This window comes from Micromonospora sp. L5, from assembly GCF_000177655.2.
Lineage (GTDB): Bacteria > Actinomycetota > Actinomycetes > Mycobacteriales > Micromonosporaceae > Micromonospora > Micromonospora aurantiaca.
In genome coordinates, this window is record NC_014815.1 from 2,998,529 (window position 1) to 3,023,497 (window position 24,969).

Here is a 24,969-nt window from a genome sequence, read left to right on the forward strand (position 1 = left end):
GCCCGCCGGGTGGCGGACTCCCCGCGCGGTACGTCAGGCGGTCGCGGCGGCGCGACGCTGGGCGTCGGCCTTCATCCGGGCGGCGCGGTCGAGGTCGGCCTGCGACACGGCGGCGACCGAGCCGAAGACGCTCACCGCCTGGTAGTACGTCCAGGCGAGGCTGTAGCAGGCGGGCCGGACCACCGCGTTGTACGTGGCGCAGACCCGCTTCAGGTCGGCGTAGAAGGCGCTGTCCAGGCGGGACTTGCTGGACGAGAAGACGCCCATCGCCTTGTGGTTGCGGTAGCCGAAGTCGTGCCGGTAGCAGGAGAGCTTGAAGTTGAACCCGATCGGGTTGTCCGGGCTGGACGAGCAGTAGTCGGTGGACCAGTCGAAGCCGTACTCCGTCCAGGGTGCCCGGTTCTGCCGGGCGCTGTTCCAGGCGTTGTAGCTGGACGCGCTGGTCTGCGTCCAGCTGGTCAGGACGGACAGCTTCTGCTGGGTGCTCACCGCGGCGGCGGCCGGCGTGGCCAGGCCGAGCATGGTGAGCAGGGCGAGTGTTCCGGCGGCGAGGATGGTGGCGAGGCGACGGGACACGGGAACCTCCGCGGGTGGTGGCCGGGATCTCCGGATGTCGACAAGTGTCGATCAATTGGGTGACCTGGGGCGATGCTCCGGGGAACGGCTCGCTGACATCCGCCCAAACAGACGAATGCCCCCGGGCCGGCGAGGCGGCCCGGGGGCATTCGACGGGGGTCAGCGCACGAAGCGCGGCGGGCTCGCCGGGCTCTCGTTCGCCAGCCGGTCCAGCGCGGTCACGTAGTACGTGTACCGGGCGCCGTCGGCCGCCGTGGTGTCCACCCAGGACTGCACGGCGCCGTCCGTGGCCCGGACGGTGCCGACCAGGTGGGAGGCGTCGGCGAAGTCGCAGCGCCCGGCCAGGCCGTGCCCGTCGAACCGGTAGATCGCGTACGACGCGGCGGTGCCGAGCGGGCCCATGCCGTCGGCCGGCTGACGCCAGCTCAGGCGTACCCCGTCCGCCTCCCGCTGGGCCTTGGTGACCACCGGGAACAGCAGCGGCTTGCGCGGCAGGTGCGTCATGGTGGGCACCAGCGCCGGGCGGGAGTAGTGCTCGGCGGCGTAGATGTCGGTGGCGCCGAGCCGGTTCGCCCGCACCTGCACCGCGGAGAAGTGCACGTTGCCGAGCACCTCCGGGTACGACCGGTTGAGCGTCAGGTGGTTCGACAGCTCCTGCGGGTTCATCCAGAACGACCCGTACGCCGGGTCACCGCTCTTGTAGTCGGCCTGGCCGATGTAGAGCTGCACCCGCGTGCCGCGCACCTGCTCGGCCCACCACGGCACCAGCCGGGCGTAGTCGGCGGCCGGGTACTGGCCGATGTACCAGTAGAGCTGCGGCACGATGTAGTCGATCCACTCCTCCTTGACCCACTTGCGGGAGTCGGCGGAGATGATGTCGTACGACTGCGAGCCGGTGGTGTCCGAGCCGTTCGGGTCGGCCGACGCGTTGCGCCAGATGCCGAACGGGCTGACGCCGAACTTCACATACGGCTTGACCGCCTTGATCTTGGCGTTCATCTCCTGGATCAGCAGGTTGATGTTGTCCCGCCGCCAGTCGGCCTTGTCGGTGAAGCCCCTGTTGTACGCCGCGAACGTGGCGTCGTCGGGCACCTGGTGGGTGCCGCTCGGGTACGGGTAGAAGTAGTCGTCGAAGTGCACGCCGTCGATGTCGTACCGCTTGACCGCGTCCATCATCGCGGTCTGGACGAACTCGCGGACCTCGGGGACGCCGGGGTTGTAGTAGAGCCGGCTGCCGGCGACGCCGGACGGCGGGTAGGCGAAGACCCAGTCGGGGTGCTGGCGGGCCGGGCTGTCCGGGGCCAGTTGCGACAGGTCGGCGCCGGCGCCGCCGGGCGCGGGCATGGAGACGCGGTACGGGTTGAACCAGGCGTGGAACTCCAGGTTGCGCTTGTGCGACTCGGCGACCAGGAAGTCCAGCGGATCCCAGCCGGGGTTCTTGCCGCGTACGCCGGTCAGGTACTCCGACCACGGCTCGTACGGCGAGGGCCAGAACGCGTCCGCGGTCGGGCGGACCTGGACCACGACGGCGTTGTGGTTGAGCTTCTGGGCCAGGTCGAGCCAGGCCAGGTATTCGGCCTTCTGCTTGGCCACCTGGTCCGGCGCGGTCCAGGAACCCTTGCTGGGCCAGTCGATGTTCGTCACCGAGGCGATCCACATGGCCCGGAACTGGCGCTTGGGGGTGGCCGGGTCGGTGACGCAGTCGGTGGAGGGGGAAGCGGCGGTGCCTGTGTTGTCGCCGGGGGCGGCCTGCGCCGGTGTGCCGGCGACCAGCGTGCCGAGCAGCGCCGCGGCCAGCGCGGCGGCTCCGAGCCGAGTTGCCTTCATGCGGTGCGGTCCCTTCGTCGGGTCCGGGGGGACGGTCGGCGGCGGGGCGTCACGGCAAGATTCGCCGCGATACCCATACCTCCGGTAGAAAACTTTCATCTATCCGTGCCCGGCGCAAGACCCTGAGGGCCGATCGATGTCCGGCGTCGTCCGATCGGCCGGATCGTGACGATTCCGAGACACACCGTGCGGGATTGGAGCGCAAAACGGCTGGGTAGCTTGCCCGGTCACGGACCGCCACCGTGGCGGCCGCACGGCGGGGGAGGTGATCAGATGTCGGTCCTGCGTACCAAGCCGATCGGCGACGTGCTCGCCCAGGGCGACGCCGACGGCGAGGACGGCAAACCGGGCCTGCGGCGCCGGCTCGGCGCGGTCGACCTGATGGGCTTCGGCATCGGCATCGTGATCGGCACCGGCATCTTCACCCTCACCGGTGTCGAGGCGCGCAACAGCGCCGGGCCGGGTGTGGTGATCTCGTTCGGCATCGCCGGCCTGGTCGCGCTGCTCGCCGCGCTCTGCTACGCCGAACTCGCCAGCAGCGTGCCGACCGCCGGCAGCGCCTACACCTACGCGTACGCGACGATGGGCGAGATCGTCGCCTGGATCATCGGCTGGGACCTGCTGCTGGAGTTCGCGCTCGGCGCGGCGGTGGTCGCCCGCGGCTGGTCCGGCTACCTCGCCGACCTGTTCGGCCTGCCCAGCGCCTGGTTCGCCGAGGAGGGCAGCGTCGTCAACCTCGGCGCGATCGGCATCGTGCTGGTGCTCGGCGTGGTCGCCATCGTCGGCATCCGCGAGTCGGCCCGGGTCACCAACCTGCTCGTGCTGGTCAAGGTGGCGATCTGTGCCTTCGTCATCATCGCCGGGCTGTTCTTCGTCAAGGCGGCCAACCTCAGCCCGTTCATCCCGTCCGCCGAGCCGGCCGGGGCCGGGGACGACGGCGTCAAGCAGCCGGTCACCCAGGCGATCTTCGGGTTGGAGCCGTCCGTCTTCGGCTTCGCCGGGGTGCTCACCGCCGCCGCAGTGGTGTTCTTCGCGTACACCGGGTTCGAGGCCGTGGCGAACCTGGGTGAGGAGACCCGCAAGCCCAAGCGGGACCTGCCGCTGGGTCTGCTCGGCACGCTGCTCATCTCCACGGTGCTCTACATCGGTGTCTCGCTCGTCGTTGTCGGCATGGTCAAGTACACCGAGATCGACGAGGGCGCGCCCATCGCGTCCGCGTTCCGGGCGGTCGGCGCCGGCTGGGCCGCGGTGCTCGTCTCCATCGCCGCCGTCGCCGGGCTCACCAGCGTGATCCTGGTCGACCTGGTGGCGATGGGCCGGATCGGCTTCGCCATCGCCCGCGACGGGCTCATCCCGCCCGCCATCGCCAAGGTGCACCCGCGCTGGGGCACCCCGTACCGGATCGCCGGGATCATGACCGTCGCGGTGGCGCTGCTCGCCGGTTTCCTGCCGCTGTCCGCGCTGGCCGACCTGGTCAGCATCGGCGCGCTCTGCGCGTTCACGCTGGTCGCGATCGCGGTGCCGATCCTGCGCAGGCGCCGCCCCGACCTGGAGCGGCCGTTCAAGGTGCCGTTCTCGCCGGTGCTGCCGATCGTCACCGCAGTGGCCTGTCTCTACCTGAGCCTGAACCTGTCGGTGGAGACCTGGCTGCGGTTCCTCGCCTGGATGCTGCTCGGCGCGGTCATCTACTTCGGGTACGGCCACCGCAAGAACCGGCTCGCCCGTCGCGAACACTCGGACACCCCCGTGCCCGCCCCCACCCCCTGAGGCGGGCCCCCCGAAGGAAGGGCCCCTTCTTAACGCCTGGCGTTAAGAAGGGGCCCTTCTGCTACCGGAGGCGTTAAGAAGGGGCCCTTCCTTACCCGCTCACCCCTTCAGGCCGCTGCGGGAGACACCCTGGATGACGTGCCGCTGGGCGAACACGAACAGGATCAGCACCGGTACGCTCGCCAGCACCGCGCCCGCCATGATGACCGGATAGTCGGTCACGTACGCGCCCTGGAGCAGGCCCAGGCCCGCCGGCAGCGTCAGCCGTTCCGGGCTGAACAGCACGTACACCGGCCAGAGGAAGTCGTTCCAGTTGGTCAGGAACGACAGCACCGCCAGCGTCGCCAGGGCCGGCTTCGACAGCGGCAGCAGCACCCGGCGGAAGACCTGCCAGTGGTTCGCGCCGTCCAGCACCGCCGCCTCCTCCAGCTCGGCCGGGATGGAGAGGAAGAACTGGCGCAGGAAGAACACCCCGAACGCGCTCGCCGCACCCGGCACGATCACCACTGTGAGCGTGTCGATCCAGTTCAGCCGCTCGGCGATGATGAAGTTCGGGATGATCAGCGAGGTGGGCGGCAGGAACAGCGTGCCCACGATCAGCGCGAACAGCACCTTGCGGCCGCGGAACCGCATCCGGGCCAGCGCGTACGCGGCCATCGACGCGGTCACCAGCACCAGCAGCGTGTGCAGGGTGGCCGCCAGCATGCTGTTGACGAACCAGCGCAGCACCGGGTTCGCCGCGTTGTCGACGATCTGCTGGTAGCCGTAGCTGGAGAACGGGTTCGGCAGCCAGCCGGGCGGCACCCGCTGCGCGTCGTCGTACGTCTTCACCGAGGTCAGCAGCATCCAGACCAGCGGGGTCACGAAGATCGCGGTGATCAGCAGCAGTACGCCGTACCGCGCCACCGCGCGCATGTTCCTCATGTCGTCCCCTCAGTCTTCCCGGTAGCGGAACAGCCGGAAGTTGACGACGCTCACCACTGCGAGCATCAGCGCGAAGAACACGCTCATCGCGGCGGCCCGCCCGGCGTCGTAGTCCCGCAGCCCTTCGTCGACGATCCGCCAGACCACCGTGCGGGTCTGTTCGCCGGGCGCGCCCTGGGTGATCAGGAACGCCTGCCCGAACACGTTCGCCGAGGCGAGGATCGTGGTGGTGAAGACGAACAGCATCACCGGCCGCAGGCCGGGGATCGTGACGTGGCGGAACCGGTCCCACGCGCCCGCGCCGTCCACCTTGGCCGCCTCGTACAGCTCGGCCGGGATGTCCTGGAGACCGGCCAGGTAGATCACCGCGTTGAAGCCGCACGTCCACCACACGGTCACGCCGACGAGTGACACCCACGCCCACGGCACGTCGGTCACCCAGGGCGTGTCCGAGGGGAGGCCGACCACGCCGAGCAGCCGGTTGACCAGGCCCAGGTTGGCGTCGAGCAGGAACCGCCAGAGCAGGCCGATCACCGCCACGCCCAGCACGTACGGCGCGAAGAACGCGGCCCGGAAGAACGTCCGGCCGGGGAACGAGCGGTTGAGCAGCAGCGCCAGCCCGAGCGGGACGACCACGAGCAGCGGTACGGAGAACAGCGTGAAGACCCCTGTCGCCCGGACGCTCGACCACCAGTCCCCGTAGATCGCCGAGTCGCTGGAGAACAGGTCCCGGTAGTTGCCGAGCCCGACGAACGGCCGGTTGGGCAGTTGCAGATCCCACTGGTGCAGGCTGATCCAGACCCCGAACACGATCGGCGCCAGGCCGAAGACGCCGAACAGGATCAGGTACGGCGCGAGGAAGAGGTACGGCGTCGTCCGGTTGCCGCGTTCCGTCGCGCCCCGGCGGCGGGTGCGTGCCGCCGGGGGCGGCGCGCCGTCACGCGCCGCCCCGACCTCGATCACGTCCGCCACGGCGGATCAGTTCCCGTACTTCTTGCGGTTGTCCTCCAGCTGCTTGTTCGCCTTGGCCACGCCGTCGTCGAGCGCCTGCTTCGGCGACTTCTTGCCCAGCGCCGCCTCGTTGAAGGCGCTGTAGAAGGTCAGGATGACCTCGCCCAGGCCGGGAGCGGCGGGCGGGAACGCGGCGTACTCCAGTTCCGGGGCGAGCGCGTTGACCTCGGTGAGCGCGGTGAACTCGCTGCTCTCGCGGACCGCCTTGCGGGCCGGCACCTGGCCGCCCTTGGCCCAGTCCAGCGAGTGCTGGCTCAGCCAGTTGATGAACACCTTCGCCCCGGCGGTCTTGTCGGCGTTCGCGGAGCGCTGCTTGACGATTGTGAAGTTGTGCGAGTTCGCCCAGGCGGCCTTCTGGCTGCCGATCTGCGGCAGCGGCGCGACGCCCCACTGCACGTTCGGACTCTTCTTCAGGTCGTTGATCTGCCAGATGCCGTTCCAGGTGAACGCGTTCTTGCCGCTCTTGAACGCCAGGTAGTCGGCGTCCTGGCCGACGTTCGCGGGGGAGTGGCCCTGCTTGATCAGGTCGACCAGCCAGGTGCACGCCTCGACAGCCGGGTCGGAGTTGAACGTCGCCTTCGACACCTCGGCGTCGAAGACGGTGCCGCCCCACTGGTGCAGCAGGCTGTAGTACGTCATGCCGCCGGTGAACTGGAACGGGCTGACCCAGAAGCCCTGCACGCCGGACTTCTTCAACTCGGTGAGCGCGGCTGTGTACTCGTCCCTGGTGGCCGGCGGCTTCTCCGGGTCCAGGCCGGCCTTCTGCATGACCGCCTTGTTGTAGTAGAAGCCCAGCGGGTGCATGTCCAGCGGGATGCCGTACCGCTTGTCGTTGTAGAGGCCGCCCTTCCACACAGTCGGGGCGAAGTCTCCCTCGCTCAGCTCCAGCGCCTTCGCCACGTCGTCCAGTTCGGTGATCACGCCGCGGGCGGCGAACGTGGCGAGCTGGTCCATGTGCATGACCGCGATGTCCGGGCCGTTGCCGCTGGAGACCGCGCCGGGGAGCTTGCTGTAGTAGTCCTCCCACTGATAGGTGATCACGCTGACCGCGATGTTCTTGTGCTCGCTGTTGAACTGCTGGACGAGCGTCTTGAAGATGTCGCCGTCGCCGCCGGTGAAGCCGTTCCACAGCTTCAGGTCGACTTTCGGGCCGGTGTAGTCCTTGCCGCCGTTGCCGGACGCGCCGGAGCTGTCGGAGCTGCTGCCGCCGCCGCAGCCGCTGAGCGTCAGCGTGGCCGCCGCGCCGAGCCCGACGCCGAGCCCGAGCAGGCGCCGCCGGCTCATCTCGTTCTGGATCATGGGTACTCCTTGGGGGACGGGATGGAGTATGTGCTGGTCACAGCGCCGGCACGAAGCGCAGCAGGTTCCAGGAGGTGGCCGGCAGCAGCACGGAGGCCCGGCCGCCGTCGACAGTGGGTGTGGTGAGGTCCCGGGGCGTGACCCGCTCCGGGTCCGCTTCGGTGTTCGTGGCGTCCGGGTCGGTTCCGGCCGCCACCGTGGTGTGCGCCTCGGCCCGCAGGCCGGGCAGGCCGCGCAGGTCCAGGTCGAGCGGGAGGTCCTGCGGGCCGCGGTTGACCGCGAAGACGGCCAGCTCGCCGGTCTCCTCGTCGTGCACGGCGACGGTGTCCAGCGCGGGCACGTCGCCGTACCGCGAGGTCTCGTAGGTGGGGCCGGTGGGCTCGGTCCGCAGCACGGTGCCGCGGGCGTACCGGGCGGTCAGCGCGAACGGGTGGAAGATGCTCTGCCGCCAGGCCGGGCCGCCGTTGCGGGTACGGATCGGGGCGATCACGTTCGCGAGCTGCGCCTGGCAGGCCACGCCGATGCGGTCGGCGTGCCGGAGCAGGGTGATCAGCAGGTCGCCCACCACCACCGCGTCGACGGCTGTGTAGTCGTCCTCGATCAGCGCGGGCGCCTCGACCCAGCCGCGCCGGTCCAGGTCGGACTGGAGGCGGGACTGGTACCAGACGTTCCACTCGTCGAACGAGATCTTCAGCTTGCGCTTCTGCCGCAGCTTGGCGCCGACGTGGTCGGCGGTGGCGACGACCTCGGTGATGAAGGCGTCCATGTCGACGGCGGAGGCGAGCAGGCTGGCCCGGTCGCCGTCGGACGGGTCGTAGTAGGTGTGGGCGGAGATGTAGTCGACGTGCTCGTAGGTGTGCTCCAGCACGGTCGCCTCCCACGAGGCGAACGTGGGCATGCCCCGGTTGGAGCTTCCGCAGGCGACCAGGCTGATCGAGGGGTCGATCATCTTCATCGCGCGGGCGGTCTCGGCGGCGAGGCGGCCGTACTCGTCGGCGGTCTTGTGCCCGACCTGCCACGGCCCGTCCATCTCGTTGCCGAGGCACCACAGCCGCACCCCGTACGGCTTCTCGGCGCCGTGCTTGCGGCGCAGGTCGGACAGCTGGCTGCCGCCCGGGTGGTTGGTGTACTCCAGCAGTTCGAGCGCCTCGGTGACGCCGCGGGTGCCGAGGTTGACAGCCATCATCGGCTCGACCCCGGCCTCCGCCGCCCAGGTCATGAACTCGTCCAGCCCGAACTCGTTGGTCTCGATGGTCTTCCAGGCCAGGTCGAGCCGGCGCGGGCGGTCACCGACCGGGCCGATGCCGTCCTCCCAGCGGTAGCTGGAGACGAAGTTGCCGCCCGGGTAGCGGACCACCGAGACGCCCAGCTCACGGGTCAGGTCCAGCACGTCGCGCCGCAGCCCTCGCCGATCGGCTGTGGGGTGGCCCGGTTCGTACACCCCGCCGTAGACGCAGCGCCCCATGTGCTCGACGAAGGAACCGAAGATCCGGCGGTCCGCCGGCGCGACCCGGAACGCCGGATCGATCGTGAGCTGCGCGTTCGGCACGATGCCAACCTCTCCCTCGCTGCTGGTGCGGGTGACCGCGGTCACTCCGCTGTCAGTGGTTTCTACAACGTTGTAAGCGCTCGTGTAAAGAGGCAGTCGCGTCGTCGTGGCGCGGTACAGTGCGGCCAGCGTTCACCGGAAGGAAGTGCAGTGCGGCACAGGCTCAAGGACGTCGCGGAGCGCGCCGGAGTGTCGGTGAAGACCGTCTCCAACGTCGTCAACGGCTACCAGCACGTGCGCGCCGACACCCGGGCCCGCGTCGAGGAGGCCATCGCCGCGCTCAACTACCGGCCCAACCTGTCGGCCCGCAACCTGCGCAAGGGGCGCACCGGTGTGATCGCGCTGGCCGTACCCGAACTGGACATCCCCTACTTCGCCGAGCTGGCCCGGCACGTCGTCACCGCCGCCGCCGACCACGGCTGGACGGTGCTGATCGACCAGACCGGTGGCCGCTCCGAGCAGGAGCGCAAGGCCGCCAGCGGTATCGGCGACCACATGATCGACGGCCTGATCCTGAGCCCGCTCGCGCTCACCGCCGACGACCTCGCCGCGCTGGCCGGTCTGCCCATGGTGCTGCTCGGCGAACGCGTCGACCACGGCCCCGCCGACCACGTCATGATCGACAACGTGGCAGCCGCCCGCGAGATCACCGCCCACCTGATCGGGCTCGGCCGCCGCCGGATCGCCGCGATCGGCTCGCAGCGCACCCCCGAGGGCGCCAGCGCCCGGCTCCGCCTGGCCGGCTACACCGCCGCGCTGACCGAGGCCGGCATCGCCTACGACGACCGCCTGGTGGCGCCCGCGCCGGCCTGGCACCGCGCGGACGGCGCCGCCGCCATGCGGCACCTGCTCACCACGGGGGTACGCCCCGACGCCGTCTTCTGCTTCAACGACACCCTTGCGCTCGGCGCGCTGCGTGCCCTGCACGAGACGGGCCTGCGCGTGCCCGAGGACGTCGCGGTGGCCGGCTTCGACGACATCGAGGACGGTCGCTTCTCGATCCCGACGCTGACCACAGTCGTCCCCGACAAGGAGCGCATCGCCCGCCTCGCGGTCGAGCTGCTGGCGGGCCGCCTGGGCCCCGATCGCGAGTCCCCACCGCGCGAGCTGGTGGCCCCCCACCACCTGGCCCTCCGCGAATCCGCCTAGCCCTGTTCTTGGCCCCGTCGATCATGAAGTTGACGGCGAAGTCGATCTCCTTGAGTGCCGTCAACTTCATGATCGACGGGGTGGTCCCTCGGGTCGGCCGGCGCGGCTTCAGTCGAAGAAGCGGGCCAGGTGGGAGGAGGGCGGGGCGGGGGCGTCCGGCGGCAGCGGGGTGAGGTCGGCGAAGATCGAGGCGCCGTCGCAGCCGACGTGCAGCGGGTACCAGCGCGGCGTGCCCGGTGGGCGCTGACCGCAGATGCCCTTGAACGTCTGCACGTCCAGCAGGCGTACGTGCGTCGGGTCGGCCACCGCGTTGACGTGCCGCCACCAGGGGCTCATCACGTGCAGCACCCCGCCCGGCCGCAGCGCCCGGTGGCACTCGTCGAACAGCGGCAGGAAGTCGATCAGGTGCTCGACGATGTGCACCGCGAAGAACACGTCCACCGAGTCGTCGCGCAGCGGCAGCGAGCCGGCCAGGTTGGCGACCGCGTTCACCCCCGGCGCCGGATAGATGTCCAGTCCCAGGTTGCCCGGCCACTGCTTGGTCGCACCGCAGCCCAGGTCGACCACCACCGGCGCCCGCCCGGCCACGCTGACCCGGCACCAGACGCCGAGTACGCCGGACAGCCGGCCGATCAGCTCCCGTACCAGCCGTAGCTGTTCCGGGTCGGCGACCTCGCCGGTCAGGTGCGCCACCCCACGGTCGAAGCGCACCTCGACAGCCGTTCCGCGCAGCCGCTCGTCGTGCCGGACCATGTCGGCCCACGCCTCGGCGAGGAAGCTGTCGGTCTGCCGGAGTCGCTCACCCGAGAGTGCGGTCTGCCCCATCGCCACCATGCGCCACCTCCGGCGGCCCGTTACCCCCGATTCACCCCAATATGCCCCCAGGCACCGAGCCCGCCCCCCGTCACAAACTGATCAAGGTGTTCGTGTCCTGCCAGAGTCGCCCCGCCGACCTCGGTGATCAAGGAGTTCGTGTCCTGTTTCGAGCACGACGTTGACACAAACTCCTTGATCACCAGGGCTGCGGTCGGGGTGTGCGCGCCGATGCCGGCTCCCGTGCCTCCCGTCGCCGTCGATCTTGCACTTGCGGCCCGGACCAAGCTCGCAAAAGGGGTACCTGAAGGGCGGCAGTTGCAAGATCGACGGGAACAGGGCGGGGGCGGGCGGTCAGGGGGAGAGGGTTCGGCGGACTGTGCGGGAGCCTCGCATGCGCTGGCGCGGCTGGGCAGCCGCTGCCTTCGGGCGCTTGAGGTGGTAGCGGTGCAGCTCGTTGTTGCCCGGCAGCGACGGGTCCTCGCTCATCGCGACCAGTTCCCAGCCCTGGTCGCCGGCCCGGTTCAGGTGGGCCAGCGCGGTGTCGCCGTACGGCGTCACGTCGATCATGGAGCCGTCCGGGCCGTACCAGATGAAGACGACCTCCCACCCGGCGTCGGTGGCGGCGGCCTGGCGGCGGCGGACCAGCAGCGCGTACTCCCACTTGAGCATGCGCTCATTGTGGACCCGCGCGCGCGGGTCGGCACGGATCAGTGTTCGGCGATCCGTCCGTCCGCCACGCGCAGCCGCCGGTTCACGCTCACCGCGTCGAGCATCCGCCGGTCGTGGGTCACCAGCAGCAGCGTTCCCGGGTAGCTCGCCAGCGCCGACTCCAACTGCTCGATCGCGGCCAGGTCGAGGTGGTTCGTCGGCTCGTCGAGCACCAGCAGGTTGACGCCCCGGCCCTGGAGCAGGGCCAGCGCGGCCCGGGTCCGCTCGCCGGGTGACAGCGTCGCCGCCGGCCGCAGCACATGCTCGGCGCGCAGCCCGAACTTGGCCAGCAGCGTCCGCACGTCCGCCGGGGCGAGATCGGGTACGGCGGCGCCGAACGCCTCCAGCAGCGGCTGGTCGCCGAGGAACAGTCCCCGGGCCTGGTCGACCTCACCGACCACCACACCGGGGCCGAGCGCGGCGTGTCCCTCGTCCAGCGGCAGCCGGCCGAGCAGCGCGGCGAGCAGGGTGCTCTTGCCGGAGCCGTTCGCCCCGGTGATCGCCACCCGGTCGGCCCAGTCGATCTGGAGGTCCACCGGGCCGAGCGTGAAGCCGCCACGGCGTACCACCGCTTGCCGGAGCGAGGCCACGACGGCGCCGGCGCGGGGCGCGGCGGCGATCTCCATCCGCAGTTCCCACTCCTTGCGCGGCTCCTCGACCACGTCCAGCCGCTCGATCAGCCGGGCGGTCTGCTTGGCCTTCGCGGCCTGCTTCTCGGTCGACTCGGCGCGGTACTTGCGGCCGATCTTGTCGTTGTCGGTGGCCTTGCGGCGGGCGTTCTTGACGCCCTTCTCCATCCACGCCCGCTGGGTGCGGGCGCGCGCCTCCAGGTCGGCCTTCGTGTCGGCGTACTCCTCGTACTCCTCGCGGGCGTGCCGGCGCGCCACCGCGCGCTCCTCCAGGTAGGCCGCGTAGCCACCGCCGTAGTGCTTGACCTGCCGCTGGTGCAGGTCCAGCTCGACGATCCGGTTGACGGTGCGGGTGAGGAACTCCCGGTCGTGGCTGACCAGCACGGTCCCGGCGCGCAGGCCGGTGACGAAGCGTTCCAGCCGGTCCAGCCCGGCCAGGTCGAGATCGTTCGTGGGCTCGTCGAGCAGGAAGACGTCGTACCGGCTGAGCAGCAGCGACGCGAGCCCGGCGCGGGCGGCCTGCCCGCCGGACAGGCCGGTCATCGGGTGGTCCAGGCCGACGTCGAGACCCAGCTCCGCCGCGACCTGCTCGGCCCGCTCGTCCAGATCCGCGCCGCCGAGGTCGAGCCAGCGTTCCAAGGCGTTCGCGTACGCGTCGTCGGCGCCCGCTGACCCGGCGGTGAGCGCCTCGGTGGCGGCATCGAGCGCGGCCTGCGCGGCGGTCACCCCGGTCCGCCGGGCCAGGAAGCCGCGGACCGTCTCGCCGGGCCGGCGCTCCGGCTCCTGCGGCAGGTAGCCGACAGTCGCCGTGGGCGGGCTCAGCGCCACCGAGCCCTGCTCGCGGGGGGCAAGACCGGCGAGGGTACGCAGCAGCGTGGACTTGCCCGCGCCGTTGACCCCGACCAGCCCCACCACGTCGCCGGGTGCGACGACGAGGTCGAGGTCTTCGAAGAGGATGCGGTCACCGTGGCCGGCGGTGAGGTCCTTGGCGATCAACGTGGCGCTCATCAGGTGATCGAGCCTACCGGCGGGCGCATCCGGATTACCGTGACCCGCGCTCGCGGCGGCGCCGGTCTGAGGGAGACTCACAGCCGTGGTGACCACACTGGCGATCGACTGTGGTGGCGGCGGGATCAAGGCCTCCGTACTGGATGCCGCCGGAACCATGCGCGCGCGGCCGTTGCGCGTGCCCACGCCGTACCCGTTGCCGCCCGGCCTGTTCGTCAAGACGCTGCTGGATCTCGGCGCCCGCCTGCCCACGGCGGACCGGCTCACCGTCGGCATGCCCGGCATGATCCGGCACGGCGTCGTGGTGGCGACGCCGCACTACGTGACCCGTTCCGGGCCGCGCAGCCGCGTCGACCCCGAGTTGCTGGCCGAGTGGTCCGGGTACGACGCGCGCACCGCGCTGGCCGAGGCGTTCGGCGTACCGGCGCTGGTGCTCAACGACGCCGAGGTGCACGGCGCGGGCGTGGTCGCCGGGACCGGCTGCGAGCTGGTGCTGACGCTCGGCACCGGGCTGGGCAGCGCGTTGTTCGACGGCGGGATGCTGGCACCGCACCTGGAGCTGTCGCACGCGCCGGTGCGGTGGAACACCACGTACGACACGTACGTGGGGGAGCCGGAACGACGGCGGCTCGGCGACGCGTTCTGGTCCCGGCGGATCCGGCAGGTGGTGGACGGCCTGCGGCCGGTGTTCCGCTGGGACCGGCTGTACCTCGGCGGCGGCAACTCCCGGCTGATCCGGCCCGAGCAGGTGGCCCGGATGGGCGACGACGTGGTGATCGTCCCGAACACTGCCGGAATCGTCGGTGGTGTCCGGGCCTGGGACCTGATCGGCGGCCGGTACGACCCGACCACCTGATCTTCGACCGCAGGAACACTCGCGCTTGCTCCGGTGTTGTGCCAGCGTCGGACCAAGGCCTGGCGCGACACGAGGAGGTGGGTCGAGTGGATCTTCTGGCGGAGTACCGGCGGGCGACCATGTTCTTCGAAGCGGGTGACCCGACCGGAGCGGCCCGGCTGCTCGAACCGATCATCGAGGCCGAGCCGGACAACTCCTCGGTCCGGCAGCTGCTGGCCCGCGCGTACTTCCAGTCGGCCCAGCTCAACCGGGCCGAGGAGCAGCTGCGCGCGCTGGTCGACCGCGACCCGAGCGACCACTACGCGCACCACGTGCTCGGCCGCACGCTGGAGCGGATGAACCGGCCCGTGGACGCGCTGCGGCACCTGCGCATCGCTGCCGCGATGTACTCGACGAACACCGACTACGCCACCGCGCTGCGGCGGGTGGAGGGCAAGGTCGGTCGTTGACTGATGACGCGGAAGGGCAGCCCGGGCGGGCTGCCCTTCCGCGTACCTAGGATGGGACCGTGAAGCTCAAGCTCGACCTCCACGACATCTACAACAAGGGCCACGACATCGACCGCGCGTTGCGCGGGATCATGGACGAGGCGGTGGCGAAGAAGGCCACGCTCGTGGAGATCATCCCGGGCAAGGGGTCGGGCGCGCTGAAGAAGAAGGTGCTGCGCTTCCTCGACCAGAAGGACGTGAAGCAGCTCTACCACCGGGTCGAGAAGGACTCGAAGAACTTCGGCCGGCTGTTCGTGCACTTCCGCTGGAAGTAGAGGCCGCATGCCCCCTGACCTGCATCTTGGGTCGTCCAGACGGAGCCGGAAGCAAGATCATGCCGTTTTCAGGCCGTCTACGGGCTCCGGAGGGTCGTCGTCCTCCTGGTCCTCACCCAGCGCCTTGTCGATGGCTCGCCGGGTGCGGTCCTCACTCGTTGGCAGCAGGTGCGTGTAGGTCCGGAGGGTGAAGCTGCGTTCCGCGCAAACCTTCTCTGCTGCCGTGTGCGATACCTTAATGGAGTACCTACACAAGCGACGGGCCGTCGTTGGGTACGGCCGATCGCTCAACGGAACCTCGACGTCATACCGATCGGTCCGTCAACGCGACTTCGACCCCGGTTTCAGGATTGGATCCGTCCCAATATTGGCTGAGCCTCTAGCGACACGCCGCCAAACATGAATCAACCATAGCGGTAGGGGAAGCCTGGATTTGCTTTCGCAGCTCCTAGTTTGGCCTTGCTAAATGTTCGCCTCTGTTCGGTCCGTCGAGTCGCTACCCACCCGCTGGCGCACTCTGTGATCCGGCTGGCTGCCCCGCTCGTCAAGACGAGTCAACAGCGCTTTAAAGAGGCTGGCCTCTGCTAGGTCGTGAACGTCGAGGCATCCAAGGAGGGCAAGCTTTGCGGTCGCCGCGTCCTTGAGTCCTTTCCGGTCTCCGCGGAATAGCTCGGCGTGGAACTCGCCGAGATAAAAGCAGAGAAATCGAACGAAGTCGTGGCCGTTGATGCATTTTCGAGGATCCTCTGAGGTAAGAGTTCCAAGAAGTGCAGCATACTCCGTCAAGACGCGCTGCTTGTCAATGGTGCGCGCCGAAGGGTCGGGGGATGCTCCTAAGGAATCATTGAGAAGTTTTGCCGCATCTAGGGAAAGGGTGGAGTCTCGGGCGGTACGGATGCGGCGCTCGATGCGCTGGACCAGCTGGGTTCCAGGGAGTTCGCGGCGAAGCAGCCAACGAAGCACGAAGAGGGCTCGCAGGAGCGGCGTGATCGCCGAAAGCAGGCTGCGCGCCTTGAGCTGTGCGGGCGCTCGCAGGCACACCAGTAGGAATTTCTGTACAACTTTTTCGTCGAAGCAGTAAATGTTCAGGTCGGTGTGATCTGTGACGAGCAGGTTTCCAGAGTTTACCGGTCCTTCCTCCAGGACGTGCCAGTAGTCGGCGTCCACGATGCAGGTGAAGCCATCGTTCACTCCCAATTCTGACAAGCGCTGCGCTACCCCGACGACCTTTCCCTTCTCCCCGAAGTCAACGCCGTACTGGCATACGTCAAAATCGACCTCAACTCGATCTGATACTGCGTAGACGACAGCTTGCGCCTGACTTCTTTGAATGAACCACTCAATCACGCCAGCGTCTGACCGACCCTCTGTATACACTTCGTGCAGGTCTGGCTCTACTTGATGCAGAGTCACCAACTCGTCGATCGTTCTGCGGGTACCGTTCTCGAAGGAGGTCATTCGGCGTCCCTCAACTCCGCGAGGTACGGGCGGTGCTTTGTAATGATCTCGATAGAGTGAGTGGCCATAATGAATTGCACGTTGGACCCCTCGACTAGATCCAGCAATGTTTGGACTAGTCGGCGTTGCCACTTGGCGTTCAAGCTAAGCTCTGGCTCGTCGATCATGAATAGAGTTGTTGCCTGTCTCGAAAGTACGGCCCGGCAGAGCAGGAGAAGTAGCTGACGTTCACCTGAAGAAAGGCGCGACGCGGGAATTTGATAGTCGCCATCGCTGTAAATCCTGATACCTGTGCGGGGAGTGAAGGTGACCCGCTTATCGTCGAAATAGTCGTTTAGGTAGTCTACGAATGTCCGGACAAGCCTTTCGGTCTCCTGAAGTGAGTCGAGGCGTGCGTCCTGTCCAGTCAGGTACGGGTCAAGAATGCTAGCGACCAGTGGGAGTCGAGAATCAGGGATGTTGGCAAGCATTTCGAGCATTGATGTGCTTTCGAAAGGCGTTGCAAGGCCGAATTCGCTGAAGCGCCTAGAGCGAGCATCTAGGCTGACGAGTCGTTGCCTTAAGTGATGGATATCCGGCATTTCTTCGGGCTCGGAAATGCGGCCAAGCTGGGTGAGGACGTCACGATAGACTTCATCTGCTCCCCTCGCTCCGAGCGCAGCACCGCTCAATAGCTGTTGCCTTAGCCACTCCGTGGTTTGGCTGAGAGAGGATGCAAGTTCGGCGACTATCGGCACCCCTTCTTCTTGTCGTCGGTCCGGCTCGTATCGGTTGCGTCTCGGTCGTTCTGGCTCGTCAGCGTAGACCCGCCGGTCATCCCCCAATAGGATCGGCTTGACGCCCAAGTGGCCCAAGTACTCGATGTACGAGTCTTGACCTTCTCGCACCATGAATGGGTTGTCGTCGGATTGGTCAATGCTTTGGAGTGCCTTAGCGATATTCAGAACGATCGCGTCCGGAGCTTCTTTCAGTGGGACGCGCTTCTCATCGACGGCAACAACGGAGTGATGGCCCTCGGGCAGCATGTAAGCTTGCCTGACCAGAGTCCTGTTCTTGCTCTTGACCGTAATGGCATAGGGTCCGAGGACGCTGCGCTCTTTGTCCACTGCGATCTGCGTCCCGTCGCCCAGTCGTACTACAAATTGCTTAAAGGGCGTCCTGGCTAGCGCCGTCCGGTGGCCCTGGTTGTCGGCAGGGGAGAGAAGGTGTAATAGAAGGCGAAGGACGGTTGTTTTTCCGGATCCATTCCGGCCGTATAGGAGCATCAGTGGTGGCGCAGACTGGGAGGATGCGGCGCCTGCGGTGCTGACTCTGTAGCTATATCTGCCGAACAGGCCGCGTACAGACATTTCGGCGACGAGAAACTCCGCTGGCCGGGCAATGTCTTGCGACGCCGATTCCGAGTCCATCATGTGCCTATCGTCTGGGGTCGGGGAGTCTATAGACGGTAGTGTTTTGGAACTGGAAGATCCAGGATGTTCAGCTAGTCCTGCCCGAACTGTGGCCAATTGGGCCAACTCCATGTCCTGAATCCGACTCTAGGGTTGCGCACTGCTGGCCCAAAGGCGGCCGACTGAAGTAGCCGCAGCTCGGCCGGGCTGTGCAGATGCTCGCCCTCGATCCGCAGTCGCTGGCCGTTAATGCTTCGGACTAGCGCGGTGGTCGTGCGTCGGACCTGGTCTCGCCGTCGGTGAATTCAATGGCCAGGGGCGTCTCGGAGACGGTCAGGGACGCCGGTGTAGGCAGCCCAGGGCGAAGTCCTGGCTGGCGACCATGGTGGTAGTGAGAACGTCCCGGTGCTCGCGCGTTGGTCGAGGGCGAGACTGCGATGCAGTAGGAGAGTCTTATCCGCGAACCGGTGCGGCGGACCTCGAGCTTGGAGTGAATCCGGCAACCATCTCAGCCGGCCGTACCGTGCAGGTGGGCGACCAGCCGACGGTATTCGTCCGGTGTGCCGATGGCGGCCCGACGGTCCGGATGGGCCACGTAGTGGTTGATCACGGATGCGAGGAATCGGGGCTGGACGCCGTCGACGGGTATCGCGGGGCGGCCCACCAGGCCACGACGCCGCATCAGCGCGGGATTCGCGATCGTCAGCGGCAGCCGCATCGGCGGCCGCATGTCATTGCTCAGTGCCTCGAAGCGCGGCCCGGCCTCCCATGGAATCGTGCGCGACCCGAGGAGGCCCAACATGCGTACGCCGTCCGGGCTGAGCCGCACGCTGTGCCCGCGCCACGCGGCGGCCACCAGCAGCGCGATCAGCACGAGCCAGAGCAGGGCCACGACGACGTCGAACTTGGTGGCGATGCCCGCCTCCGTGGAACGCAGGTATGCGCCGACGGTCGTGGAGGTCTGGCCGAGGAGACCCAGGGTGAGGAGAATCCGCCACGCCGGGACCGGTGAGGCGAAAGCCGCGTCCTGCGGCAGCACCACCAGAGCGGCGGGCCGTGTGCCCATGCTGATGATCGCCAGCAGCAGGAAAGTCAGAGCGAGGAGGAAGAGGAGCGGGAGGGGCGACGCCCGCGCCACGTCCGGCGCGTAACCCATGGCGGCGGCGTTCCCACCCGCCACCAGCAGGCCCGCGACCAGGATGGGGCGTCGGTGCCGCACCACGGCGGCCAAGATCGCGTCGAACACTCCCGCGACCCTACAACCGGGGTTCACCCCGCTCCGCTACGCCGAGGCGGCGGCACCCGGGTCCGGGCGGCCTCCGAACGCCCAGTGGTGCACCTCGACCTCGGCGTACCGGTCAGCGGCCAGAACATCACGCGCCTCGTCCGGGTCGGCCGCTCGCACCAGCGCCGCCGTACCGAGCCACCTCGCGCCGTCGTCGGACAGCAGCGGCCCGTACGCGATCAGCTCGTCCTGCCGCTGCGGCAGCACCGGGCCGGTCCCCTGCTCCGGACCGAGGCCGAGCACCAGGTAGCGGTTGCCGCCGGTCCGGCCGCCGGGGAAGCCCCACATGGTGCGGCCCAGCATGTTGCGCCACCGGCGCAGCATCACGTCCCGGTACGCGCCGGCCTGGTAGTTGGGCTCGTCGAAGGCGAACGCCCGGGCGGCGGCAGGGCCGGGCAGGGCCAGGATGTGCACGCTGCCGGTCGGTGAACCGTCGTCGGCGAGGGTCGGCCCGCGAGCGATCATCTGCTCCGCGTACCCGTCCATGTAGGACCAGTGCTCCTCGATCAGCTCCTGGCGCAGAGTTGCCGAGTCGAGCCGATCGCGGTGGTAGCAGAAGAATTCCATGACCCGAGTCTCGCTGTCGATCGACAGGCGTAGCCACTTTTTTGTGGGTACTTGTCGGCGTGCGCGACCGCGACGAACCTGGTTGTGGGTGGAGGCGGAAAAGGACAGGTCAGGAGGCGGTGCGGGCTTCGGCGAGTTTGTCCAGGCGGCGGTGGCCCCAGTCGGAGAGAGGTGCCAGCGCCTCGGCCAGTTCGCGGCCGAAAGTGGTGAGCGAGTACTCGGTCTTCAACGGCAGCACCTCGTACGCCTCCCGGTGCACCAGTCCGTCGCCCTCCATCTCCCGTAGCGCCTGAGTCAGCACCTTCTCGGTGAGGCCCGGAAGCTGCCGGCGCAGCTCTCCGGGGCGGCGCGGGCCGGATTCCAGCAGCCAGAGCAGAGCTGTCTTCCACTTGCCGTCGATCACGGCGATCGCGGCCGTCACTCCACAGACGTTCAGATCCTGGGCCCGGCTGCGCGTCATCTGCGTCCGTTCGACAAGAGGAGTCTGCGTGAACACCAATCCCGACAAGTCTGTCACGGTGCTCGGTCTGGGACCGATGGGTCGTGCGCTGGCCGGCGCCTTCCTGAGCGCCGGAGTGCCCACGACGGTCTGGAATCGCACGCCCGGCAAGGATCGTGAGCTGGTCGAGCGGGGCGCGACGAGCGCCCGGACCGCTGAGGAGGCGGTCGCCGCGAGCGAGCTGACTGTGGTCTGCGTGGTGAACTACGACGCGTCGGACGCCATCCTGCGACGCGAGGCGGTGGCCGCCGCACTCACGGGCCGAACGGTCGTCAGCCTGACGGCCGACACCCCGGACCGGGCCCGGGACACCGCGCGGTGGGCGGCCGGACACGCCATCCGGTACCTGGACGGCGCGATCATGACGCCGACCACCACCATCGGAACCCCGGACGCGGTGCTCATCTACAGCGGTCCGGCCGGCCTCTACCGGGAGCACCAGCCGGTGCTCGACGCGCTGGGCGGCACCCACACCCACCTCGGCGAGGAGATCGGGCGCGCGGCGGCGTACGACATCGCGCTGCTCGACATCTTCTGGACCGCGATGGCGGGTTATGCGCACGCGCTGGCGGTGGCGAAGGCGGAGGGCGTGACGGCGCGGGAACTCGTGCCGTTCGCCGCCGGCATCGCCGCGATCCTGCCGCCGATCTTCGAGGAGGGTGCGGCGGAGATGGACACGGGGATCTTCCCCGGCGACGGCAACCCGATCACCTCCGCCGTGTCCTCCATGGCCCACATCGTCCACACGTCCGAGGCGCACGGCATCGACGCCGGGGTGATGCGCGCGGCCGAGGGCATGGCCCGCCGGGCCGTCGGGCTGGGCCACGGCGCGGACGGTTTCCTGCGGGTCGCCGAGGTGCTGGGGCGGCGCTGACCCACAACCAGTACGCCGAGGTGGCGGTATCCGCGAGCCGGGATACCGCCACTCCGGCGAGGTGGTGTCGATCAAACGGCTGTCAGAGCGGGTACGTGCGCGCCACCGCCAGCATCTCCGAGCTGTGCGAGCCGACCACCCCCACACCCGCCGGCCGATCCCGGAACCCGGGCACCCCGGACAGTCCGTCACTGGCGTCCATGGCCCGCACCGACACCGCAGCGCCGCGCGGCACGAGCGTCAGCGTCACCTCGACGCCCTCCGGCGGCGGGGCGTGGAACACGACCCCGAATCCCCACTTCCCGTCGCCCGGCTCGACCGGCACGTTCCGCCCGGCCACGGTGGCGGACCGCACCGTCGCGGTGCTGGTGTCCACGTGCAGCGTGAGCAGGCGTACCTGCCGCTGCGGCACCACCCGTACCCGCAGCACACGCTGGCCGCCGTTGCGGGTGTCGGAGAGCGTCTCCACCTTCGGCGCGGGCAGGGGCGCGGCGGTGGCCGGTCCGGCGCGCATCTCGCCGTTGCCCAGCCCGGGGAACTCGTCGGCCACCGCGATGCTCCGGTCGACGTAGCCGTCGGTCCAGGGCTGCGGCTTCTCCTCGCGAGTCAGCCAGGCCGCCTTCCCGGTGCCCGCATCCAGCGCGTACATCAGATGGGTCGGCACGGGATGCGCGGCGTCGAAGCGGTCCACCGCGAGGCCGACCCCGGCGAGCACCACGGCCGCCAGCGCGGCCGCCGCGGCGGGCAGCGCGCCGAGCCGGCGTGCGCGCAGCGCGAGCAGGCCGCGCTGGCCGCCGGCCCGGGGGTGCAGCAGGTCCACCACCGGGAGTACGGCGAGGCCGAGCAGCACCGCGACGAGCGCGGCTACCGCGCCCATGCCCATGCCGAGCGCCGGGAACAGCAGCACCACCGGAGGCAGCAGGATCACCACTGCCACCGCAGCGGCGAGCGTCACCGCGACCACCGGCCACGGTCCGTCGCGGCGGGTGGCGAGCGCGGCGAAACCGGCGAGCGCGCCGGCCAGCGCCGGCAGTGTCGTCAGGTACGCCCCGCCGGGCACCGCCACGGCGAGCAGCACACCGAACACGGCCAGCCAGGCCAGCCCGCCGAACGCCAGCGCGGCCGGGCCGACCCGGCGGCGCAGCAGCGCGTACCAGCAGAACAGCACCGCGGCGGCGAGCGCCACGACGGCGAGCCGGTACCAGACCGGGCGGTACGGGTCGAGCAGCTCGGCGTACCCGGGGCGGATCGTGGTGATCGCGGCCCAGAGCAGCCACGCGCCGAGCGGGGCCGCGACGACCGGCACCAGGGTCAGGCCGACGCCGGCGGCGAGCGTGCCGGCGGTGGCCCGGCCCCGGCGGCGCAGGAACCAGCCGAGCGCGCCGACAGCGAGCAGCGCGGCCACTGCGAGCGGCAGGGTCAGCCAGCCGGGGTAGCGGACCAGGCCGCCGAGCACGGGGAAGTAGGTGTCGTCGTGGCCGGCGCGCAGGTCACCCAGGTCGGTACGGCCGAACTCGCGGGCCAGGCCGAGCGCGTTGTCACCGTGCATCTGGAGGCTGCCCCGGTCCATCCGGGCCGGCACGTCCAGCGGGGTGTGGTAGATCGCGCCGCCGTCGATGTACGCGGAGTTGAGCCCGACGAACTCGCGGTCGAGGAACGCGGTGAAGTCGGTGTCGTTCGGCAGCGCCCGGTAGATCTCCACCGCGAACGAGGTGCCCACCGGGTGCGGGGCGGCCTTGCCGAAGATCTCGACCAGCTTCGCGTTGTTCCGGGACGTCTCGAACATGATCACCGGACCGGTGGAGCCGCGCGCCTCCAGGTTGAGCACCACCCCGCCGTCACGGGCGAGCGGATGGTCGCCGGCGAACCCGGCGGCCCCGCACAGGCACGCCTCCTCCGCGTCGGTCAGCACGAAGACGATGTCGTTGCGGGGGCGCGGGCCGGTGGTCAGCGCCCGGGCCACCTCCAGGATCGCGGCGGTGCCGGCGGCGTCGTCGTTGCCGCCCGGCCCGGTCTGCACCGAGTCGTAGTGCGAGACCAGGAACACCTTCCCGGTCGGGTCGGTGCCGGGGAGCCGGGCCACCACGTTGCGGACCCGGGCCAGCGTCGCCCCGCCCGCCGCGCCGGACAGCTGCCCGGCCTCGGGCGCGACCGCGTCCTGCACCTCGGTCTGAAGGCCCAGCCCGCGCAGCGTCGCCACCAGGTGTTCGCGTACCCGGTCGTTGGCGGCGCTGCCCGCCACGTGCGGCTCGGCCGCGATCACCTCGACGTTCCGGAACGCCCGGGCGGCGCTGAACTCGCCCGCGGGCGCGTCCGCCGGGCGCGGTGCCGGGGTGGAGAGGCCGACCAGGACGCCCGCCCCGACGGCGAGCAGCGCGGCGAGCGCGGCCAGGGCGGCGATCGGCCGGCGGCGGGGCCTGGTGAACGCGCGGTCGGCGGGGCGGGTGGGGGGTGCGCCCACGGGGACTCCTCGGGGTGGATCTACGGGGTGGGGATCATCCTGCACCCCCGGGGCCTGCGGCGGCAGTCCCCGGTCGGTGCGCTGCCGGTGTGACACCGCTTGCGGCGTAACATCGTGGGTCGACCGTGCCGCTGTCCGGATGGACGTGTCACACGCTCCGCCGCACCGGCAGCGGTCGCGCGGTGTGCGACTGTTGTCTGAGTCAGGATCAGCAGGGCATTCGGAAGGAGCCCGACATCACCAGCGAACTCCCGCGACTCGCGGCGGTTACCCGACCGCAGCGGGGTTCCGGCATGTCGGGTGCCGTCCGCGTGCCGTCGGCCGGGGCGGGGCTGCACGGCGGCGTACCGCCGGGCGAGCGGCTGCGGGTGCTGCTGGTCGAGGACGACGAGGGCGACGCCTTCCTGGTCGGTGAGCTGCTCGCCGAGACCAACTCGATGATCGACCTGCTGGTCGCCACCAGCCTCAGCGAGGCCCGGCAGCGGGTGATGGGCGTGGACTGCGTCCTGCTCGACCTGGGTCTGCCGGACGCGCAGGGCCTGGACGGGCTGCGCCGGGTGCTGGAGATGGCCAGCGGCGCCGCGGTCTGCGTGCTGACCGGCCGCTCGGACGAGCACCTGGGCATCGTCGCGGTCGCCGAGGGGGCGCAGGACTACCTGGTCAAGGGCCAGGTCGACGGTGTCCTGCTGACCCGGGCGCTGCGGTACGCGGTCGAGCGCAAGCGGGCCGACGAGAACGCCCGCCGGCTGCGTGAGGTGGAGCTGCGCCAGGCCGAGTCCGCCCGCCTGGAGCGCGGCCTGCTGCCGCAGCCGCTGATGACCACCGACGAGGTGTCGGTGCACACCTTCTACCGGCCCGGCCGGCACGCCGCGCTGATCGGCGGCGACTTCTACGACGTGGTGCAGACCCAGCCGGACCGGATCGACCTGATCGTCGGCGACGTCTGCGGGCACGGCGTGGACGAGGCCGCGCTCGGCGTCGAACTGCGCGTCGCCTGGCGGGCCCTGGTGCTGGCCGGGGTGCCGGACGACGAGGTGCTGCCCGCGCTGGAGCAGGTGCTGATGAGCGAGCGCCGCCTCCAGGAGATCTTCGCGACGGTGGCCACCACACGGCTCGACCTGGCGTCGGCACGGGCCACCGTACGCCTCGCCGGTCACCCGCCGCCGCTGCTGCTCAGTGGCGGCAAGGTCGCGCCGGTGCCGGCCAAGGGCGGGCTGCTGCTGGGCGTACGCCCGCGCCGTCCGGTCGCCTTCGACCTGGAGTTCGACACCGACGACTGGTCACTGCTGATGTACACCGACGGCCTGATCGAGGGCCGGGTGGACGGCGGTGACGAACGGCTCGACGTGCCGGGCCTGACCGGGCTGCTCGCCGACCCGGCGAACCGGGCGGTGCCGCTGGCCGAGCTGCCCGCCTGGCTGGTCGGGCGCGCCGAGCAGATAAACGGCGGCCCGCTCGCCGACGACGTGGCGATGTTGCTGGTCACGCGGGGCAGCGGCCGGTGAGCGCCGAGCCGGCTCCGCGGTCGCGAACGAAGATGACGCAGTGAGCG

22 protein-coding genes are annotated in these 24,969 nt (G+C 69.7%); 7 read left to right on the forward strand and 15 right to left on the reverse strand.

Translation table 11 applies throughout. The annotated features are described in order from the left end of the window. Positions 1-33 precede the first annotated feature (33 nt). Both ML5_RS14280 and ML5_RS14285 read right to left on the reverse strand, forming a co-directional pair. A complete protein-coding gene (locus ML5_RS14280; RefSeq protein ID WP_013475162.1) occupies positions 34-576 on the reverse strand; it encodes a phospholipase in 543 nt (180 codons plus the stop codon). Between the two features lie 159 nt (positions 577-735). Next, positions 736-2,403 (reverse strand): glycoside hydrolase family 10 protein, encoded by a 1,668-nt coding sequence (locus tag ML5_RS14285; RefSeq protein WP_013475163.1) that lies wholly within the window; start codon positions 2,401-2,403, stop codon positions 736-738. Positions 2,404-2,676: 273 nt separating this feature from the next. On the opposite strand from ML5_RS14285, the gene ML5_RS14290 reads away from it, so the two are divergent. Further along, on the forward strand, positions 2,677-4,170 hold the full coding sequence (locus tag ML5_RS14290; RefSeq protein WP_013475164.1) for an amino acid permease: 1,494 nt from the start codon (positions 2,677-2,679) through the stop codon (positions 4,168-4,170). A 99-nt stretch (positions 4,171-4,269) separates the two neighbouring features. Here the strand turns inward: ML5_RS14290 and ML5_RS14295 are convergent, their stop codons facing one another. The 4 genes from ML5_RS14295 to ML5_RS14310 are packed head-to-tail and all read right to left on the reverse strand — an operon-like array spanning position 4,270 to position 8,953. Continuing rightward, complete coding sequence (locus tag ML5_RS14295) at positions 4,270-5,094, reverse strand: carbohydrate ABC transporter permease (protein WP_013288734.1); 825 nt, start codon at positions 5,092-5,094, stop codon at positions 4,270-4,272. Between the two features lie 9 nt (positions 5,095-5,103). After that, positions 5,104-6,066 carry a carbohydrate ABC transporter permease gene (locus tag ML5_RS14300; protein ID WP_013475165.1) on the reverse strand — a complete coding sequence of 321 codons (963 nt, stop codon included), beginning with the start codon at positions 6,064-6,066 and terminating at the stop codon, positions 5,104-5,106. Positions 6,067-6,072: 6 nt separating this feature from the next. Next, entirely contained in the window at positions 6,073-7,404 is a 1,332-nt protein-coding gene (locus ML5_RS14305) for an ABC transporter substrate-binding protein (RefSeq protein WP_013475166.1), read from the reverse strand. Positions 7,405-7,441: 37 nt separating this feature from the next. Then, a complete protein-coding gene (locus ML5_RS14310) occupies positions 7,442-8,953 on the reverse strand; it encodes an alpha-N-arabinofuranosidase (protein WP_013288731.1) in 1,512 nt (503 codons plus the stop codon). A gap of 150 nt (positions 8,954-9,103) precedes the next feature. On the opposite strand from ML5_RS14310, the gene ML5_RS14315 reads away from it, so the two are divergent. Continuing rightward, on the forward strand, positions 9,104-10,102 hold the full coding sequence (locus tag ML5_RS14315) for a LacI family DNA-binding transcriptional regulator (protein WP_013475167.1): 999 nt from the start codon (positions 9,104-9,106) through the stop codon (positions 10,100-10,102). Positions 10,103-10,210: 108 nt separating this feature from the next. Here the strand turns inward: ML5_RS14315 and ML5_RS14320 are convergent, their stop codons facing one another. The 3 genes from ML5_RS14320 to ML5_RS14330 all read right to left on the reverse strand — a co-directional run bounded on the left by ML5_RS14320 (position 10,211) and on the right by ML5_RS14330 (position 13,263). After that, the gene (locus ML5_RS14320) at positions 10,211-10,936 is read right to left on the reverse strand and encodes a BON domain-containing class I SAM-dependent methyltransferase (protein WP_013475168.1); all 726 of its coding nucleotides are present in this window, start codon (positions 10,934-10,936) and stop codon (positions 10,211-10,213) included. 333 nt (positions 10,937-11,269) lie between these two features. Further along, positions 11,270-11,587, reverse strand: a complete 318-nt coding sequence (locus ML5_RS14325) for a hypothetical protein (protein ID WP_013288728.1) — start codon at positions 11,585-11,587, stop codon at positions 11,270-11,272. Between the two features lie 38 nt (positions 11,588-11,625). Beyond that, positions 11,626-13,263, reverse strand: a complete 1,638-nt coding sequence (locus tag ML5_RS14330) for an ABC-F family ATP-binding cassette domain-containing protein (protein ID WP_013475169.1) — start codon at positions 13,261-13,263, stop codon at positions 11,626-11,628. Positions 13,264-13,348: 85 nt separating this feature from the next. On the opposite strand from ML5_RS14330, the gene ML5_RS14335 reads away from it, so the two are divergent. The 3 genes from ML5_RS14335 (at position 13,349) to ML5_RS14345 (ending at position 14,882) form a co-directional block, all read left to right on the forward strand. Continuing rightward, on the forward strand, positions 13,349-14,119 hold the full coding sequence (locus tag ML5_RS14335; RefSeq protein ID WP_013475170.1) for an ROK family protein: 771 nt from the start codon (positions 13,349-13,351) through the stop codon (positions 14,117-14,119). Between the two features lie 86 nt (positions 14,120-14,205). Then, complete coding sequence (locus ML5_RS14340) at positions 14,206-14,568, forward strand: M48 family metallopeptidase (protein ID WP_013288725.1); 363 nt, start codon at positions 14,206-14,208, stop codon at positions 14,566-14,568. A gap of 59 nt (positions 14,569-14,627) precedes the next feature. Next, positions 14,628-14,882 (forward strand): Smr/MutS family protein, encoded by a 255-nt coding sequence (locus ML5_RS14345; RefSeq protein WP_013288724.1) that lies wholly within the window; start codon positions 14,628-14,630, stop codon positions 14,880-14,882. Positions 14,883-15,344: 462 nt separating this feature from the next. On the opposite strand, the gene ML5_RS32010 is transcribed toward ML5_RS14345, so the two are convergent. From ML5_RS32010 to ML5_RS14360, 5 genes are all read right to left on the reverse strand, one after another. Continuing rightward, on the reverse strand, positions 15,345-16,340 hold the full coding sequence (locus ML5_RS32010; RefSeq protein ID WP_013475171.1) for a hypothetical protein: 996 nt from the start codon (positions 16,338-16,340) through the stop codon (positions 15,345-15,347). Then, on the reverse strand, positions 16,337-17,752 hold the full coding sequence (locus ML5_RS31525; RefSeq protein ID WP_168168217.1) for an AAA family ATPase: 1,416 nt from the start codon (positions 17,750-17,752) through the stop codon (positions 16,337-16,339). The genes ML5_RS32010 and ML5_RS31525 overlap by 4 nt, the downstream gene beginning before the upstream one ends. Before the next feature lie 487 nt (positions 17,753-18,239). Continuing rightward, positions 18,240-18,977 (reverse strand): hypothetical protein, encoded by a 738-nt coding sequence (locus ML5_RS14350; protein WP_013475173.1) that lies wholly within the window; start codon positions 18,975-18,977, stop codon positions 18,240-18,242. A 36-nt stretch (positions 18,978-19,013) separates the two neighbouring features. Continuing rightward, positions 19,014-19,583 (reverse strand): YciI family protein, encoded by a 570-nt coding sequence (locus ML5_RS14355; RefSeq protein ID WP_013475174.1) that lies wholly within the window; start codon positions 19,581-19,583, stop codon positions 19,014-19,016. A gap of 109 nt (positions 19,584-19,692) precedes the next feature. Further along, positions 19,693-20,043 carry a helix-turn-helix domain-containing protein gene (locus ML5_RS14360; protein WP_013475175.1) on the reverse strand — a complete coding sequence of 117 codons (351 nt, stop codon included), beginning with the start codon at positions 20,041-20,043 and terminating at the stop codon, positions 19,693-19,695. Positions 20,044-20,071: 28 nt separating this feature from the next. On the opposite strand from ML5_RS14360, the gene ML5_RS14365 reads away from it, so the two are divergent. Next, a complete protein-coding gene (locus ML5_RS14365; RefSeq protein WP_013475176.1) occupies positions 20,072-20,956 on the forward strand; it encodes an NAD(P)-dependent oxidoreductase in 885 nt (294 codons plus the stop codon). An 82-nt stretch (positions 20,957-21,038) separates the two neighbouring features. Here ML5_RS14365 and ML5_RS14370 read toward each other — a convergent pair whose 3' ends face one another. Further along, positions 21,039-23,417: a M28 family peptidase gene (locus ML5_RS14370; RefSeq protein WP_013475177.1), complete on the reverse strand. Its 2,379-nt coding sequence runs from the start codon at positions 23,415-23,417 to the stop codon at positions 21,039-21,041. Between the two features lie 293 nt (positions 23,418-23,710). On the opposite strand from ML5_RS14370, the gene ML5_RS14375 reads away from it, so the two are divergent. Continuing rightward, a complete protein-coding gene (locus ML5_RS14375) occupies positions 23,711-24,922 on the forward strand; it encodes a PP2C family protein-serine/threonine phosphatase (RefSeq protein WP_013288718.1) in 1,212 nt (403 codons plus the stop codon). The last annotated feature ends 47 nt before the right edge of the window (positions 24,923-24,969 follow it).

Bases quoted from the DNA above. Each gene is read 5' to 3' on its own strand.
- ML5_RS14285 (WP_013475163.1), bottom strand. From the start codon at position 2,403: ATGAAGGCAACTCGGCTCGGAGCCGCCGCGCTGGCCGCGGCGCTGCTC.
- ML5_RS14290 (WP_013475164.1), top strand. From the start codon at position 2,677: ATGTCGGTCCTGCGTACCAAGCCGATCGGCGACGTGCTCGCCCAGGGC.
- ML5_RS14295 (WP_013288734.1), bottom strand. From the start codon at position 5,094: ATGAGGAACATGCGCGCGGTGGCGCGGTACGGCGTACTGCTGCTGATC.
- ML5_RS14305 (WP_013475166.1), bottom strand. From the start codon at position 7,404: ATGATCCAGAACGAGATGAGCCGGCGGCGCCTGCTCGGGCTCGGCGTC.
- ML5_RS14320 (WP_013475168.1), bottom strand. From the start codon at position 10,936: ATGGTGGCGATGGGGCAGACCGCACTCTCGGGTGAGCGACTCCGGCAG.
- ML5_RS14325 (WP_013288728.1), bottom strand. From the start codon at position 11,587: ATGCTCAAGTGGGAGTACGCGCTGCTGGTCCGCCGCCGCCAGGCCGCC.
- ML5_RS14330 (WP_013475169.1), bottom strand. From the start codon at position 13,263: ATGAGCGCCACGTTGATCGCCAAGGACCTCACCGCCGGCCACGGTGAC.
- ML5_RS32010 (WP_013475171.1), bottom strand. From the start codon at position 16,340: ATGACCTCCTTCGAGAACGGTACCCGCAGAACGATCGACGAGTTGGTG.
- ML5_RS31525 (WP_168168217.1), bottom strand. From the start codon at position 17,752: ATGATGGACTCGGAATCGGCGTCGCAAGACATTGCCCGGCCAGCGGAG.
- ML5_RS14355 (WP_013475174.1), bottom strand. From the start codon at position 19,583: ATGGAATTCTTCTGCTACCACCGCGATCGGCTCGACTCGGCAACTCTG.
- ML5_RS14360 (WP_013475175.1), bottom strand. From the start codon at position 20,043: ATGACGCGCAGCCGGGCCCAGGATCTGAACGTCTGTGGAGTGACGGCC.
- ML5_RS14375 (WP_013288718.1), top strand. From the start codon at position 23,711: ATGTCGGGTGCCGTCCGCGTGCCGTCGGCCGGGGCGGGGCTGCACGGC.